This is a genomic window from Pseudorhodobacter sp. (genome assembly GCF_030452865.1).
GTDB lineage: Bacteria > Pseudomonadota > Alphaproteobacteria > Rhodobacterales > Rhodobacteraceae > Pseudorhodobacter.
Genome location: NZ_JAKDLJ010000036.1, coordinates 1 through 15,826 on the forward strand (window position 1 = coordinate 1; position 15,826 = coordinate 15,826).

Here is a 15,826-nt window from a genome sequence, read left to right on the forward strand (position 1 = left end):
ATTGTTCTCACAGCGTTAATCCCTTGTAAAGAACTTTATAGGAACATTTGTGAACAAATGTGGAAGATTGAGATTAGCCGACCGAAAGCAAACGAATCGCCCTATCCTGATCGAGCAACCAGAGCAAGTTGCGCACCGCTCTTCCTCGCGCTGAGGTCAGATCCGGGTCGTCATGCAACAGCTTGCGCGCATCCGATTGCGCCACGGCCATAAGAGCTGTCTGACGCTCCATGTCCGCGACACGGAAGCGCGGCAGGCCGGATTGCGCGGTGCCGATCAGATCACCGGCACCACGCATCGCCAGATCCTCCTCCGCGATGCGAAAGCCATCTTCAGTGTCGCGCAACACTTTCAACCTCCGCTCGCCCGTTTCACTCAGCGGGGCTTGATACATCAGCAGACATGTCGAATGCGCCGAGCCGCGCCCGACCCTGCCGCGCAACTGGTGAAGCTGCGCCAGACCGAATGTCTCCGCCCGCTCAATCACCATGATCGAGGCGTTGGGCACATCGACCCCGACCTCGATCACCGTGGTCGCAACCAAAACCTTGCTGCGCCCGGCGTTGAAACCCGCCATTGCGGCATCTTTATCCGCAGGGGACATCTGACCGTGAACCAGCGCCACCACAGATTCGCCCAAGGCGGCGCGCAACTGTTGAAACCGCGCCTCCGCAGAAGCATAATCCAGCACCTCGCTGTCTTCGACCAAGGGGCAGACCCAATAGGCCTGCCGCCCCTCCGCCACCGCCTGACGCAGTTTTTCGACCACCTCATCCATGCGACCGGTGGAAACCAACGCGGTCTGCACCGGTTTGCGACCCGGTGGTTTTTCATCCAGAACCGACACATCCATGTCGCCATAACTGGCAAGCGCCAGACTGCGCGGGATCGGTGTCGCGGTCATCACCAGAACATCGGCAGCGGCACCTTTTGACCCAAGCTCCATCCGCTGCGCGACACCGAAGCGGTGCTGCTCATCAATAATGGCAAGGCGAAGATTTTGAAATACCACGTCTTTCTGGAATACGGCATGGGTGCCGACAAGAATCTGAATTTGGCCGGCCGCCAGATCAGTGAGTTTGCGCGCACGTTCCGTCCCCTTGTCGCGACCGGTCAAAATCTCCAACCGGACCCCTGCGAGTTGCGCGAGGTCCTGCAAGCCCGCAAGATGCTGACGCGCCAGAATTTCGGTGGGTGCCATCAAGACGCCCTGCCCGGCCGCCTCCACCGCGATCAAAAGTGCCATGAAGGCGACGAGCGTTTTGCCCGATCCCACATCACCTTGCAAAAGCCGGTTCATCCGCAATGGGTTGGCCAGATCTGCCTCGATTTCTGCGACTGCACGGGTTTGCGCAGCGGTCGGGCAATAGGGCAGCGCGGCAAGGACGGTTGCGCGCATCGCGCCATCGCCAATCGTCACGAGACCTTTCGATTTGCGCAATGACGCACGGGCGAGCGACAGCGTGAGTTGATGGGCAAAAAGCTCATCATAGGCAAGGCGCAGGCGCGCGGGCGCCGTTTCGACAAAATCCGCGTTGCTCTGCGGGGCGTGGGCTTGGCGAATGGCTGCGGACCAATCGGGCCAACCGGCTTTTGCCTTTTGGCCGGGGTCAATCCATTCCCCGAGATCAGGCATGCGCGCCAAAGCGGATGCGGCGGCTTTCGCAACGGTTTTCTGTGTGATCCCGGCGGTCAGCGGATAAACCGGTTCAAATTTCGGCAATTCATCCGCATCTTCCAGCCGCAAAACATGGTCGGGATGCACCATTTGGGCACCACCGTCAAAAAACTCCACCCGTCCGGAGATGAGCCGTCTTTGCCCGGTTGGCAGCAGTTTTTGCAGATAATCGCCGCGCGCATGGAAAAAAACCAGTTGGAATTCCAATGCGCTGTCCGTCACCATCACCCGGTAGGGGCGGCCTTTGGTTCGCGGCGGGAAATGGCCGCCCACTGTCACTTCCACCGTCACAACACCGGGCGGCGTGATATCGCGAACCGAAGCGCGGCGGGCACGGTCGATGCCGGAATGTGGCAGCAGGAACAGCAAATCCTTCGGCTTTTCTATGCCAAGCCCGACAAATGCCCGCGCGGTTTTCGGGCCGACACCTTCGAGCGTCTCCAGTTCCGCGAACAGCGGAAAAAGGATTTCCGGCCGGCTCATGCCTGCCCGATCAGCGCGAGCCAGCCATCTTCGTCGATAATCTCCACCCCGAGTTCCGCCGCCGCCTTCGCCTTTGATCCAGCCCCCGGTCCTGCGACAACAAGGTCGGTCTTGGCAGAAACCGATCCAGAAACCTTCGCACCAAGACTTTCCGCCCGCGCCTTCGCTTCGGCGCGTGACATTCTTTCCAGCGTTCCGGTGAAAACCACGATCTTGCCCGCAACCGGGCTGTCGAGCGGCGCGCGACTCGTCACCCGTTGCACGTCAAGTTCCATGACGAGCGCATCAATCGCCGCACGTTCCGCATCATTCTGGAACGTCGTGATCAGCGACGCCGCCAGTACCGCACCGATCCCGTCAATCGCCAGCAACCGGTCCCATTCGGCACCTACGCCAATCTCCGACGCCGTCACGGCGGCTTCAAAAGCGGGCCAGGTGCCGTAATGTTTCGCGAGAAGGCTGGCGGAGCTTTCGCCGATATGCCGGATACCGAACGCAAATATCAGGCGATTCAACGGAATTTCGCGTTTCTCGTCGATGGCAGCGAACAGGTTTTCCGCCGATTTCTCCCCCCAGCCCTCGCGATTCTTCAACTGCTGGATACCGGAGCCGTAACGCGCTTTCAGGGTGAAGATATCGGCAGGGGTCGCGATCCAACCGTCGCGATAGAACGCCTCCACCTGCTTTGCGCCAAGCCCTTCGATGTCAAATGCCGCGCGGCTGACGAAATGGCGCAAACGCTCCACCGCTTGCGCCGGGCAGATCAAACCACCAGTGCAGCGGCGCACGGCGTCGCCCTCTTCGCGGATCGCGGCGGAATTGCATTCCGGACAGGTCTCAGGAAAGGTAAAAACAACAGCATTATCAGGGCGTTCAGTCAAATCGACATCGGCAATCTTCGGGATGACATCACCGGCGCGGTAGACCTGCACCCAATCGCCGATGCGGATATCCTTGCCATCGCGGATCGGCGCACCCTTGCCGTCGCAACCCGAAATATAATCCTCATTGTGCAAGGTCGCGTTGGAGACGGTCACACCGCCCACTGTCACCGGCTGCAACCGCGCCACCGGGGACAGCGCCCCGGTGCGGCCCACCTGAATGTCGATGGAGAGAAGCCGGGTCCAAGCCAGTTCTGCAGGGAATTTATGCGCAATCGCCCAACGCGGCGTGGTGGAGCGAAAGCCGAGCCGCCGCTGAAGGTTGAGGTCGTTGACCTTATAGACGACTCCGTCGATGTCATAACCAAGGCTGGCGCGTCGGGTTTCGATCCGGGTGTATTGCGCCAACAATTCTTCGACGGACTGGCAGAGAACGGTCAGCGGATTGGTCTGAAAGCCCAAGGCCGACAGTCGGTTGATCGCTGCCATTTGCGTTTCGGCCAAAGGCTCCGACAACGCGCCCCAGGCATAAGCGAAAAACCGCAACGGGCGGGCGGCGGTGATGCTGGCATCAAGTTGTCGCAACGATCCGGCAGCCGCGTTGCGCGGATTGGCAAAGGTTTTGCCGCCGCGTTCGGCTTGGCGCACATTCAGCGCCTGAAAATCCGCATGGCTCATATAAACCTCGCCGCGCACTTCCAACAGCTCGGGGGCGTCGTGCAAGATCGACGGGATATCTGCGATGGTGCGGGCGTTTTCGGTGACATTCTCCCCCACCGCACCATCGCCGCGAGTCGCGGCCTGCACCAACTTGCCTTTCTCATAGCGAAGCGACAATGACAGTCCGTCAATCTTCGGCTCCGCTGTGAAAGCCAAATCCTCGTCCAGCCCCAGAAACTTCCGCACCCGACCGCCAAATTCCGTCACATCGGCATCGTCAAAGGCATTTTCCAGGCTGAGCATACGCACCTCATGCGCGGCTTTGGAAAACCCGTCGGCAATCGGCGCGCCGACCTGCTCTGACGGGCTGTCAGCACGTTTCAATTGCGCAAAGCGTGCCTCAATCGCCAGGTTGCGGCGTTTGAGCGCATCATATTCCGCATCCGGGATTTCGGGCGCATCGTCACGGTGATAGGCAATGTTCGCCGCTGTCATGGCTTTGGCCAATCGGGCAAGCTCCGCCTCCGCCTCCGCTTCGGTCAAATTCATCACTTCGACAGGTGCAGGCGCAACCGCCATATCATCCCCCTTGAACCGCTTTTATCACAGGTTTAGGGGGCTGATCGCGTTACGTCCAGATGCCAGTGTCATGCACCAAGCGCGAGCGGAGTCCGCAATTCGCCCACAACGGGGTCGCGCAACACATAGCCCCGCCCCCAAACCGTTTCGATATGGTTGATGCCACCCGTCGCCTCCGCCAATTTCTTTCGCAACTTGCAGATGAAAACGTCAATGATTTTTAACTCCGGTTCGTCCATGCCGCCATAAAGATGGTTGAGGAACATCTCCTTGGTCAATGTCGTACCTTTGCGCAGGCTGAGGAGTTCCAGCATCTGATATTCCTTTCCGGTCAGATGCACCGCCTTGCCTTCAACATCCACCGTCTTGGCATCGAGATTGACGCAGACATTACCGGTTTTGATCACCGATTGCGAATGGCCTTTGGAGCGGCGGATGATCGCGTGGATTCGCGCCACCAATTCTTCCCGGTGAAACGGTTTCGTCATATAATCATCGGCGCCGAAGCCGAAGCCCTTGAGTTTGCTTTCGGTATCATCCGCACCGGACAGAATCAAAATCGGCGTATCAATGCGCGCCAGACGCAATTGGCGCAACACGTCATGCCCGCTCATATCCGGCAGATTGAGATCCAACAGGATCAGATCGTAATCATACAGTTTGGCGAGATCGACGCCTTCCTCCCCCAGATCGGTGCAAAACACATTCAGGTTGGCATGGGTCAGCATCAATTCAATGCTGCGTGATGTTGTTGGGTCGTCCTCGACCAATAGAATTCGCATATATAACTCCGCATCTTTTTTTCTGCTGTTCATTAACCACTCTGGCGGGCAATGGTTAATTGGGAGTTACTGTCACAGGTTCGAATTGAAAAACAACCTAAAGTTGTCTATATTTTTGAATTGCTGTGACTTTCAGGGCATTTTCGCCATGAGTTGCCACCGCTGCACGCCAAAGCGCGAATTCCTCATCTGACAAAGCATAGCGTTCCATGGCTTCTGATTCGGAAATCAGCCCGTAAACCACCGCTTTGACCACGATTGCCTTACGACTCGCGACCCAGCGCCGGGTATCGCGCGCAGGCAAATCCGCCCGGCAGAGCGGCGTTCCATCCGGCAGAATTATCTGCCGCGGCCCATCAACTTTTTTCAAATACATCACCACAACCCTCTGTTTCCGACGGCCAGTCTGTCGCCACAGGCTTAATCAAGGGTGAAACATGGGGTTGAGACTGTGTTGCATTTTCCTATATTGCAAGACAACAACGTAAAGGCCTGCACCATGCCCCTTGATCATCCGGTAAACTCCCTTGGCTTTGCCAAGCCGCCGTCACAAACCCGCGTCGTCGTCGCGATGTCAGGCGGGGTCGACAGTTCTGTCGTGGCGGCGGAGCTTGCGTCGCAGGGCTATGACGTGGTGGGCGTAACCTTGCAGCTTTATGACCATGGTGCAGCCTTGGCGAAAAAAGGTGCCTGCTGTGCCGGGCGCGATATTCATGATGCGCGCCGGGTGGCCGAAGCGATGGGTTTTCCGCATTATGTGCTGGATTATGAGAACCGGTTTCAGGAAGCGGTGATTGATGAATTCGCCGATGCTTATCTGGCGGGCGCGACGCCGGTGCCCTGTATCCGCTGCAATGAGCGGGTGAAGTTCAAGGATCTGTTGAACACTGCGCGCGATCTGGATGCCGATTGCATGGCAACCGGACATTACATCCAGCGCAAAACCGGCCTTGCCGGGCCGGAACTGCATATGGCAGCGGACCCGGCGCGCGATCAAAGCTACTTCCTGTTTTCGACCACGCCGGAGCAATTGGCCTATCTGCGCTTTCCTTTGGGCCATTTGCAAAGCAAGGCCGAAACCCGGGCATTGGCGGCACAATACGGGCTGTCGGTGGCCGACAAGCCCGACAGTCAGGATATCTGCTTCGTTCCAAACGGCAATTATGCCGCGGTGATCGAGAAGCTGCGCCCCGGTGCGGCGGATCCGGGCGATATTGTCGATCTTGACGGCACGGTTGTGGGGCAACATCGCGGGGTGATCCATTACACCATCGGACAGCGCCGCGGGCTTGGCATCGGAGGCCTGGGCGACCCGCTATATGTGGTCAAGCTTGATGCTGATCTGAAACGGGTGATTGTCGGGCCGAAGGAGGCGCTTGCAACCCGTGTGGTGCCGGTGCGCGAAATCAACTGGCTCGGCGATGTGCCTTTCGACAGCCGGGCGGAGTGGCATCTCTCGGTCAAGGTGCGGTCGACGAAGCCGCCGCAAGAGGCAATCCTGCGCCCGGTTTCTGCCGTGGCGGCGGAAGTGGAATTGCTGAACGCCGAGGAAGGCGTGTCGCCGGGGCAGGCCTGTGTGTTTTATGAAACAGGCGGCAGCCGGGTTTTGGGTGGCGGTTGGATCTGGCGGGGGAACTGATCCGTCCGTATCGCATGCGGTCGATGCGGGGTGCCTGCGGCGCAGGTATTTTTGCCAAGATGAAATCAAAGGCAGGACCGCAGTTTTGTATCGCGGATCTGATCTTTGGGTTCGGTGGAGACGCTTTGCGTCTGATGTCATGCCTGCAATTGGGCGAGTCACGCTTTGCTTTTTATCGCCCGGTCGCAGGTTATCGCTACGGTTTCAAAGCACAGAAAGAACGGAATGCGCAGCGCGCATGGCCGGGGGTTCTCCGCCCTTTCCGAGGCGTTGCATGGTCAGGGCCATTGCCTGAATTTGCGCGTCGCGGGCCGCGCCGGGCTGCATCAGTGCAAGCAGTGCCGGAGTGATCGTGTCGGGATTGCAATCTGCGCCCAGAAACTCCGGCACGGCGCGGGTTTCTGACACCAGATTCACCAGTGTCACGGTGTCAACCAGCGCTGCGCGCTGCATCAGCCACATCGTCAGCGGATTCATACGGTAAGCGATGACCATCGGGCAGGCATTGGCGGCGAGTTCCAGCGAAACCGTACCAGAGGCGGCGATGGCAACAGTCGCGTTGGCGAAGGCCGCGCGTTTCTCGACGGGGTCTTCGATGATCTGCGGGGTGATTGGCCAATTGCGGGACAGGTCACGCACCAGATCTGCGACGCCGCGCACGGTCGGCAGGGCGACGCGGGCGTCTGGATGAACGGCTTTGATCCGGGCCAGTGTATCGCCGATCACCGGGACCAGGCGCGCCACCTCGCCTTTGCGGGAACCGGGTAGTGCGAGGATCAAGAGACTATCTTGCAACTCCCGCGTTGCCAGCGGTTCGGCGACGACCGGGTGGCCAACAAAATCACAACTCATGCCAGCGGCACGCATCAAGGGCGGCTCAAACGGCAGCAGGGCCAGCACATGGTCGATGAAAGCAGCCATTTTTGCCGCGCGGCCGGGACGCCATGCCCAGACCGACGGCGCGACATAATGGATGGTGCGCAGGGTAGGCCGGGCCGATTTCACGATTCTGGCGACACGCAGACAGAAATCCGGGCTGTCGATGGTGATCAGCGCATCCGGATTTTCCGCAAGCGTTGACGCCGCCGCCTGCGCGATCCGGGCTTTCAGGGCGCGGTATTTCGGCAGGATTTCGGCAAGCCCCATCACCGAAAGCTCCTCCATCGGGAACAGGCTGTTCAAGCCTTCGGCCTGCATCAGGGGGCCGCCGATTCCGTGGAATTGGGTGTCCGGGTTCAGGGTCTTCAGTGCGGCCATCAAGGCAGCCCCGAGGCGGTCGCCCGAAGGTTCCCCCGCGATCAGGGTGAGTTTCACAGCGTCACAAGGGGCCGCGCCCAGAGAAAGAGGCCAAGTGTCTGCGCCTGTGCCACCGTTGCCGCACGGTCGAGCATGATGACGCCGCCCGCCTCAAACGCGATGCCTCCGAGACCGGCCTTCGCGACCAGTTCAAGCGTATGCGGGCCAAAGGTTGGCAAATCAATCCGACGGTCCTGCCCCGGTTTTGGTGCTTTGAAAAGCAGCCCTTTGGCCGTTTTCGGGCGCAAATCTTCAGGGATTTGCGCAACATTGGCCAGCATCGCATCGGTGCCCGACAAGGCTTCCACCGCAAGGCACAATCCGGCCTGCACCACCGCCCCCTGGCCCACATCCACCGCACCCAAGGCAGCGACTATCGCGCTGGCCCGGGTCGCGTCCGCCTCATCCTGCGCAGTGACAGTGCCCGTCAGCACCCCGGCGGAGGGCGTCAAATCCGGCGCAATCTCCGTCGCACCGACGATTTTCAGGCCAGATTCCTCAAAAATGGCCAAAACTTCGCGCAAGGTAGCATCATCGCCGCCTTGCATCGCGGCAAGCAGGCGCGGCACCATTTGCGCGGTTTGCGGGTCGAACAGGGATGGATCAAGGTTGGGGCGCTGCACCGCACCGGCAAAACAGACCCCGGTAATGCCTAGATCCAGAAGGTAATTCAAGAAAGGAACCAGACGTTCAACCCGGAAAACCTGATCGGGCAGCAAACCCTCGGGGCTGTACCCTTCAAGTGCCGCGACCAGCGGGCGCGTTGGTAAGGCGCTGACAAGGGCGGCGGGTAAAGCCCCTGCCCCGGCGATGATCGCGGTTTGCGTCATTTCGGGGTCAGGAAGGACCGGTCGGTCGCACCGAGGATAAAATCGGTCATCTGCCGGACATGCGTACTTTCGGTTTCGTCAGCAAGGCGCCGCGCACGGTCAAGGAAGGTGCCCTCACCTTGCGCCAACATCTGATAGGCGGCGCGCAGGGCGGTAATCTCTGCCCGCTCCACCCCGCGTCGTTTCAGGCCGACGAGGTTCAGCCCGTCCAACTCTCCCCGCGGGCCTTGCACCAAGCCGTGCGGCAGAACATCATTCGTCACCATCGTCACAGCGCCAATAATCGCGCCGGTCCCGATGCGCACCCATTGATGCACCCCCGAGAGCCCGCCGATGATCACATCGTCCCCCAACTGGCAATGGCCGGCGATGGCTGCCTGATTGGCCAATATCACCCGGTTGCCCAAAGTGGCGTCATGGCCAACATGCGCCCCGGTCATCAGCAGGCAGTCGTCGCCGATCCGGGTCACGCCGCCGCCGCCTTCGGTTCCGGTGTTCAGTGTGGCACCTTCGCGGATGCGACAGCGCGCGCCGATGATCAGCCGCGTATGTTCACCCTTGAACTTGAGATCCTGCGGCACCTCGCCAACGCAAGCGAAGGGAAAAACAACGGTGTTTTCACCGACATCGGTGCAGCCGGTCACGACTGCGTGGGATTTCAACTCCACCCCGGCGGCGAGGGTGACTTCCGGGCCAACAACGCAAAACGGGCCAATTTTGCAGCCATTTCCGATGGTCGCACCCGGTTCAATGATCGCCGATGGGTGAATCCTGGAGGTCATGCCTTGGGCAGATCCATCATCGCGGTGAATTCAGCCTGCGCACATAGTTCGCCGTCGACCAAGGCGCGGCCCTCGAATTTCCAGACCTTGCCGCCGCCGCGCTTGACCGTGACGTGAAGCTCCATCACATCGCCCGGCACCACCATGCGGCGGAATTTCACGCCATCAATCCCCATGAAATAGACCAGCAGGTTCTTGTCGGCCAAATCCAGCGAAACCCCGACCAGAATTCCGGATGTTTGCGCCAGCGCCTCGATGATCTGCACACCGGGAAAGACCGGCTTACCGGGGAAATGGCCTTGGAATTGCGGCTCATTCATCGTGACGCATTTGATGCCGACGGCAGATTGGTGCGGCACGATATCGCGCACCTTGTCGACCAAGAGGAATGGGTAACGATGCGGCAAGATGCGCTGGATCAGGGCTATATCGGCCGTGGTCGGCAAAGCAGTGGCATCGGTCATCGGCGTTCCCTTCGGGCCTGTTGGTGCTGTGACCAGAGGTAGCAAACCGGCGCGATGAGAACAAGGCCGACCGGCGCCGCACTATGGCTTGGGTTCGGGCGCTTCTGCCGGGATCGCAAGTTGGGCGTCAATGCGGGCAATCGCCAGATCGGTGATATCGAAGCGATCAAGGCTGAGGATGACTGTCGATTGGTCCAACAAGGCCACAGCGCCACTTTCCTGCATCATCTCCGCCAGAACCGGCAGCGCGGCGTCAAAGAAATGTTTACGGTCACCTTCGCGCTGGTTCTTGATATCGCGATCCTTCGCACCCCACGCCGCGCGGAGCTTTTCAACTTTCTCGTCGAAAGCCGCCGCCAGGGGCGCGAATTGATCCGCGGGCATGGTCGCGCGCCGGTCGGTCAGCAGACGCTCCTCGATCTCCAGATCGGATTCGATCTTGCGGATTTCCACCTGAAGCGCCTGCGCTTCGGCTTGCAGCCGGGCGAAGGTGGTCTTGCCATAGTCGGAATCCTCAAACAGGCGATCCTGGTTGAGCGTCAGGATCAGCGACGGGCCAATCGCACCGGTTTTCGGCGCGCTTGCATCCTCGCCGGCCTGCGATGCAATCTCCGGTCCCGGTTGCGGGGTTTGTTCCGCGTGTGGCGGCGGCTCCGTCGTGGTTTGGGCGTGAAGCGGCAGTAGGCCAAGGGCGAAAACCCCGGCACAAACCGCCGCTGTCACCCGGCCCCGCATCAGAATTTGGACGAGATCGTCAAGTCAAACACACGGGTCTTGTCGTAGCTTTTTTTCTTAATCGCATGTGCAAGGTTGAACCGCAGCGGACCGATCGGCGTATCCCAGAAGATCGACACCCCTATGGAGGAACGCAGATAGAGTTTGTCGTCAACCGCCCCAATCGGGCCACCAATCGGGCCGCCTGCCGTATCATCCAACCCCCAAACCGAGCCAACATCAAAGAAGGCACCGCCCTTGATGCCGTACTCCTCGGGCAGGCCAATCGGGAACTCCGCCTCCAACCGCGCAACGGCATACATATTGCCGCCCAATGCATCTGTATTAACGGCGTTCAAATCGCGTGGGCCTATGCCATTCGCCTCAAACCCGCGAATCTTGCCATTGGCGAAAAAGCGTTCGGTCACACGGCTGTTGTTCTTTTTCGACATATTGATCATGCCACCCTCAAACACCGCGCGCAGGGTCAGATCATCATTCCAGACGCGCTTTTCCGCCAGCGCCAGGGCTTCGGTTTTCACATAGGTCTGATCACCGCCGACGCCGGCGAAATCCTGACTGAAGCGCAGCAGATACCCACCATTCGGGTCTATACCACTGTCGCGCGTGTCGAACTGGAACGAATAGCCAATAGAGGACGCCAGCTTGTTGCCCTGAGCAGCCTCTGCCGCCAGAATCTCGGATGACTTGGAGTCCACATTCTTGATAACCGATTTCACCAATCCATAATTCAGCGTCAGACGGCTGTATTCCCCGATTGGAAAGCCGAGGCCGATCCCGATATTGCTGATCCGCGTGTTGTAAAACGCATTCTGCTCATTCGTCTCGGCGTGGCCGATACTGAAGGAAAGCGACAGGTCGCGACCAAGGAAGGCCGGTTCGGTGAACGAAAAACTGGCCAGCCTGTTGTCGGTCCCGGCGGAAATGTTGAACGCGATTGCCTGCCCACGACCGAGGAAGTTGTCTTCCGTCAGTCCGACCGACAGGCCGACGCCCGAATCCGCACCATAGCTTGCACCGAAGGTCAGAGAACCGGTCGGCTGTTCTTCGACATCGACATTGACGATGACCTGATCGGCGGCGCTACCCTGTTCGGCATCAACCTTCGCATCCTTGAAATAGCCAAGCGCGCGGATTCGTTCGGCGGCACGGCGCACCTCACGCGGATTGAAGGGGTCACCTTCCGACGCACGGAATTCGCGGCGAACCACCTCATCCAGCGTTGTCGTATTGCCTTCGATATCAATGCGTTCCACAAACACACGCGGACCACGACTGATGACAAAATCCACATCCAGCGTCTGGTCACGCTCATTTCTGGTGATGCGCGGTTCGATCCGGACGAAATTCAGCCCTTTCTTCAGCGCCAGATTTTCCATCCGGGCGATGTTGTTCTCGATGATGGTCGGCGAATAGGTCACACCAGAGCGCAACTTTGCCACTTTGCGGAACTCATCCGCGTCAACGCCGTCGATTTCCGAAGTGGCGGAAACCTGACCGACCTTGAAACTCTGGCCTTCGCGCACGGTGAAGGTCACGAAGAAGCCGTCCCGTTCGCGTGTGACTTCCCCAACCGCATCCAGCACCTGAAAATCGACATAGCCACGCGCTGCATAGAAATCGCGCAAAAGCTGCTTGTCCAACTCGATACGGTCGCCCACGAAACTGTCCGACTGGATCAGGATGCGGAACAGACCGGCCTGCTTTGTCGCCAGAACCTGACGCAAACGGCGGTCAGAAAACGCGCGGTTGCCGACGAAAGACAAACGCTCCACTTCAACAACCTTGCCTTCCTTGATGTCGAACACCAGATCGACCCGGTTGTCAGAACGGCGGATGATACGCGGGTTGACGCTGGCGGCAATACGGCCGGATTCCTGATAGGCCTTGGTAATCTCGGCTGCGTCCGCCTCTGCCTGCGCCGGCGAGTAAACCCGGCGCGACTTCGACTTGACGATCTGGGCCAAGTTTTCATCCTTCAGGCGCGCATTGCCTTCAAAGTTGATGATGTTGATGGTCGGATATTCCTTGACCTTGATGACAAGGGTGCCACCACTGGGCACGACCTGCACCTCCTCAAACAAACCAGCCTGCGAAATCCGCTGGAAAACGTCGTTCAACTCGCCCGCGCTTAATGTCTGGCCCTTGCCGATTCCGGCATAGGACAGAATGGTCGCTGCATCGACGCGCTCATTCCCTTCGATCTTGACGTTTGAAAAGCGATAGGTTTGCGCATCTGCCGGATCAACGGCACCGAAACAAGCCATTGAGACGATTACGAAAACCGAAGCCGGAGCCAATTTCTGCTGGAAATGACGCAATATGTTGCGGGAGAAGGAAACATGTTCCGCAATATGCATTGTTCTGCCCCATGAAAAATCCTGTTTACCCTGACTAACGGGAATGCAACAGGTTGTCAAAAGGGCAGAACGTCAGAGTGATTCAATATGTTCTTGTTGCATCATCAGGGGCACACCAAAGGCAGAAACCTGTCAGATTCCGATAATCGCATGACCCAGAAACGCCCCGGCCAAAAGCCCGACCACAATGGTCCCCACGCTGAAAATCCGATCCCAGTTCAGATTGATCAGCAGCGAAACCCCTTTATATCCGTTCATAACCGTTTGCATGGCAGCATACTCATCTTTTGGTGACGATCCTGCAATCATAGCGCGCGATTGTGGCACTATTGGGGCGCTTCACCCCGATCAGCAAAAGGCCCCCTCGGATCAGCAGAACAGATCATTGCCCAAGGCAAACACCATCAGGCCAAGAAGCAGGAACAACCCAGCCCCCATCAACGCCCGCAACGCCATGTCGGAAGGCGGTTTGCCGGTCACCGCCTCATAGGCGTGAAACACCAGATGGCCACCATCAAGCACGGGGATCGGAAACAGGTTCATCAATCCCACCGCTGTCGAAAGTGCGGCAATCATCATCGTGAAGGTCAACCACCCCTGCGACGCCGCCGCCGAAGACGATTTCGCAATGCCGAGCGGACCGCGCAGGTTACAGCTTGAAATAGCACCCGAAATAATATGACCGAGGCCGGAAAGGCTTGTCTTCACAAGCGTCCAGGTCCGCTCCACGCTCAACTCCAGCGTCTCAATCGGGCCGGGGGTGTAGAGTTCGGGCACAAAAACCAGCCCCTCCCCCAAGCCGATCAGGTAGCGTTCCTCAAAGCTGCCGTCCGATGTCGGCGTTGTGGTCATCCGGGGCACCAAAGTTGCATCAAACACCGCACCATCGCGCCAGATTTTCAGCAAAAGCGGCTTGTCCTTGGTCTGTTTGACAATATCCACGAGGTCGACAAAGGCATTCACCGGCTTGCCATCAACCGAAAGGATCACATCGCCTTCGGTCAGTCCCGCATCCTGCGCCGCGGATTCGAGCGCGATGGACCCGATCATGGCAGGGAACGGGTAAGGACCGCGGATGGTTTCGGTCATGCCGCCACGCTCAACCGTGTAGTCGACACTTGCACTTGGCGGAACCGCACGCGCAGTAGACACGAACTCCGCCAGATCCGGCGTCGCCTTCCCGTTCACCGCAAGGATCAGGTCGCCCTTGCGCAATGTCTGCGTATTGTTCGGCATCGGGTTCGGCTCGCCAACCATCGGGCGATCCGTAGCGATACCAAGCGACATGATAACGGCGAAATAGATCGCGATTGTCAGAATGAAGTTGAAAACCGGCCCCGCAGCAACCGTCGCCGCACGCGCCCAAAGCGGGGCGCCATGCATGGTGCGGCGGCGTTCGGCATCCGACAAGCGGCTGATGGTTTCGCCGTCCTTGCCGGAGGCTGCATCGGCATCGCCGAGAAACTTCACAAAACCGCCAAACGGCAAGGCGGCGAATTGCCAGCGTGTGCCGTGTTTGTCGACCCGCGAAAACAGCACCGGGCCAAAGCCAAGCGAGAACACCTCCGCATGAATCCCGCACCAGCGCCCGACGATGTAATGGCCATATTCATGCACGGCGACAATGATCGACAGCGCGACGCCCTTGCCGGCAGCGGAATTGAAGCGGCGGCGGGGCAGGCGGCGATTGCCGAAGCTGCGGATCGGCCTGCGGATTGGGTGATGTCGGCCATTGTTGGCGCGGCGGGTCTGGTGCCGGGGTTGCACGCTCTGCGCCATGGCGGGACACTGGCGCTGGCGAACAAGGAAAGTCTTGTCACCGCCGGGCCGCTCCTGATGGCGACGGCGAAAGCGCATGGCGCGACGATCCTGCCGGTGGACAGTGAACATTCCGCTGTGTTTCAAGTGCTGATGGGGGAAGATAAAGCGTCGGTGGAGCGGGTGATCATCACCGCTTCCGGTGGCCCGTTCCGCCGGTTCACCATGGAACAGATGCGCACGATAACACCTTCGCAAGCGGTGGCGCATCCGAATTGGGCGATGGGTCAGCGGATTTCGATCGACTCGGCCTCCATGTTCAACAAAGCCTTGGAACTGATTGAAACACGCGAGTTTTTCGGGTTTGAACCGAGGCAAATCGAGGTTATCGTTCACCCGCAATCCATCATTCACGCCATGGTCGGTTTTTGTGACGGCGGGATCATGGCACATCTTGGGCCCGCCGATATGCGCCATGCCATCGGTTTCGCGCTGCACTGGCCGCGCCGGGGGCATGTGCCGGTCGAACGGTTGGACCTCGCACGACTTGCCGCGCTGAATTTTGAGGCTCCCGACGCCGCGCGCTTTCCAGCCTTGCGGCTTGCACGGGCGGTAATGGAAACCCGTGGCCTGTCCGGCGCGGCCTTCAACGCCGCGAAAGAGGTGGCGCTGGATCATTTCATCGCGGGGCGCTTGCCGTTTCTGGCGATGTCGGAGGTGGTCGAAGACACACTTGCCCGGCTTTCGTGCCAAAATAGCCTTCAAATTGCCGCGACAGCCCTTGAGGATGTGCTGGCGATGGACCATCTCGCAAGAAAGACCGCCGCGCAAGCCCTTGAAGCCACGCAGTAAGGAAACCCGACTCAGTGGATATTACCAGCATGATTCCGTCCTTCGGC

The 15,826-nt window shown here is 59.2% G+C and carries 13 protein-coding genes and 1 pseudogene; 2 read left to right on the forward strand and 12 right to left on the reverse strand.

The genetic code is table 11. The features are described from left to right. Positions 1–73: 73 nt before the first annotated feature. From recG to L0H65_RS04020, 4 genes are all read right to left on the reverse strand, one after another. A complete protein-coding gene (gene recG / locus L0H65_RS04005; protein WP_301457544.1) occupies positions 74–2,161 on the reverse strand; it encodes an ATP-dependent DNA helicase RecG in 2,088 nt (695 codons plus the stop codon). Then, positions 2,158–4,281, reverse strand: a complete 2,124-nt coding sequence (ligA, locus tag L0H65_RS04010; RefSeq protein WP_301457545.1) for an NAD-dependent DNA ligase LigA — start codon at positions 4,279–4,281, stop codon at positions 2,158–2,160. The genes recG and ligA overlap by 4 nt, the downstream gene beginning before the upstream one ends. A 68-nt stretch (positions 4,282–4,349) precedes the next feature. Next, positions 4,350–5,063 (reverse strand): response regulator transcription factor CtrA, encoded by a 714-nt coding sequence (gene ctrA / locus L0H65_RS04015; RefSeq protein WP_301457546.1) that lies wholly within the window; start codon positions 5,061–5,063, stop codon positions 4,350–4,352. Positions 5,064–5,160: 97 nt separating this feature from the next. Beyond that, positions 5,161–5,439: a DUF1153 domain-containing protein gene (locus tag L0H65_RS04020; protein WP_301457555.1), complete on the reverse strand. Its 279-nt coding sequence runs from the start codon at positions 5,437–5,439 to the stop codon at positions 5,161–5,163. Between the two features lie 123 nt (positions 5,440–5,562). Between L0H65_RS04020 and mnmA the strand changes: the two genes are divergently transcribed. Beyond that, positions 5,563–6,702, forward strand: coding sequence for a tRNA 2-thiouridine(34) synthase MnmA (mnmA, locus tag L0H65_RS04025; RefSeq protein ID WP_301457547.1), 1,140 nt, complete (start codon positions 5,563–5,565; stop codon positions 6,700–6,702). A 204-nt stretch (positions 6,703–6,906) separates the two neighbouring features. On the opposite strand, the gene lpxB is transcribed toward mnmA, so the two are convergent. From lpxB to rseP, 8 genes are all read right to left on the reverse strand, one after another. Then, complete coding sequence (gene lpxB / locus L0H65_RS04030) at positions 6,907–8,016, reverse strand: lipid-A-disaccharide synthase (RefSeq protein ID WP_301457548.1); 1,110 nt, start codon at positions 8,014–8,016, stop codon at positions 6,907–6,909. Next, positions 8,013–8,828: an LpxI family protein gene (locus tag L0H65_RS04035; RefSeq protein WP_301457549.1), complete on the reverse strand. Its 816-nt coding sequence runs from the start codon at positions 8,826–8,828 to the stop codon at positions 8,013–8,015. The genes lpxB and L0H65_RS04035 overlap by 4 nt, the downstream gene beginning before the upstream one ends. Further along, positions 8,825–9,610, reverse strand: coding sequence for an acyl-ACP--UDP-N-acetylglucosamine O-acyltransferase (lpxA, locus tag L0H65_RS04040; RefSeq protein WP_301457550.1), 786 nt, complete (start codon positions 9,608–9,610; stop codon positions 8,825–8,827). Before lpxA ends, L0H65_RS04035 begins: the two co-directional genes overlap by 4 nt. Further along, the gene (gene fabZ / locus L0H65_RS04045) at positions 9,607–10,074 is read right to left on the reverse strand and encodes a 3-hydroxyacyl-ACP dehydratase FabZ (RefSeq protein WP_301457551.1); all 468 of its coding nucleotides are present in this window, start codon (positions 10,072–10,074) and stop codon (positions 9,607–9,609) included. The genes lpxA and fabZ overlap by 4 nt, the downstream gene beginning before the upstream one ends. Positions 10,075–10,155: 81 nt before the next feature. Then, on the reverse strand, positions 10,156–10,797 hold the full coding sequence (locus tag L0H65_RS04050) for an OmpH family outer membrane protein (protein ID WP_301457552.1): 642 nt from the start codon (positions 10,795–10,797) through the stop codon (positions 10,156–10,158). An 11-nt stretch (positions 10,798–10,808) separates the two neighbouring features. Further along, positions 10,809–13,169, reverse strand: a complete 2,361-nt coding sequence (bamA, locus tag L0H65_RS04055) for an outer membrane protein assembly factor BamA (RefSeq protein ID WP_301457553.1) — start codon at positions 13,167–13,169, stop codon at positions 10,809–10,811. 132 nt (positions 13,170–13,301) lie between these two features. After that, positions 13,302–13,427, reverse strand: a complete 126-nt coding sequence (locus L0H65_RS04060; protein ID WP_301457556.1) for a hypothetical protein — start codon at positions 13,425–13,427, stop codon at positions 13,302–13,304. Between the two features lie 111 nt (positions 13,428–13,538). Beyond that, entirely contained in the window at positions 13,539–14,786 is a 1,248-nt protein-coding gene (gene rseP / locus L0H65_RS04065; RefSeq protein ID WP_301457554.1) for an RIP metalloprotease RseP, read from the reverse strand. A gap of 18 nt (positions 14,787–14,804) precedes the next feature. On the opposite strand from rseP, the pseudogene dxr reads away from it, so the two are divergent. Further along, positions 14,805–15,779, forward strand: a pseudogene (gene dxr / locus L0H65_RS04070) (1-deoxy-D-xylulose-5-phosphate reductoisomerase); the annotation flags it as partial. Positions 15,780–15,826 lie beyond the last annotated feature (47 nt).

Coding starts and splice junctions, on each gene's coding strand:
- mnmA (WP_301457547.1), top strand. CDS start 5,563: ATGCCCCTTGATCATCCGGTAAACTCCCTTGGCTTTGCCAAGCCGCCG.
- L0H65_RS04060 (WP_301457556.1), bottom strand. CDS start 13,427: ATGAACGGATATAAAGGGGTTTCGCTGCTGATCAATCTGAACTGGGAT.
- lpxA (WP_301457550.1), bottom strand. CDS start 9,610: ATGACCTCCAGGATTCACCCATCGGCGATCATTGAACCGGGTGCGACC.
- L0H65_RS04020 (WP_301457555.1), bottom strand. CDS start 5,439: ATGTATTTGAAAAAAGTTGATGGGCCGCGGCAGATAATTCTGCCGGAT.
- ctrA (WP_301457546.1), bottom strand. CDS start 5,063: ATGCGAATTCTATTGGTCGAGGACGACCCAACAACATCACGCAGCATT.
- recG (WP_301457544.1), bottom strand. CDS start 2,161: ATGAGCCGGCCGGAAATCCTTTTTCCGCTGTTCGCGGAACTGGAGACG.
- fabZ (WP_301457551.1), bottom strand. CDS start 10,074: ATGACCGATGCCACTGCTTTGCCGACCACGGCCGATATAGCCCTGATC.
- L0H65_RS04035 (WP_301457549.1), bottom strand. CDS start 8,828: ATGACGCAAACCGCGATCATCGCCGGGGCAGGGGCTTTACCCGCCGCC.
- ligA (WP_301457545.1), bottom strand. CDS start 4,281: ATGGCGGTTGCGCCTGCACCTGTCGAAGTGATGAATTTGACCGAAGCG.
- bamA (WP_301457553.1), bottom strand. CDS start 13,169: ATGCATATTGCGGAACATGTTTCCTTCTCCCGCAACATATTGCGTCAT.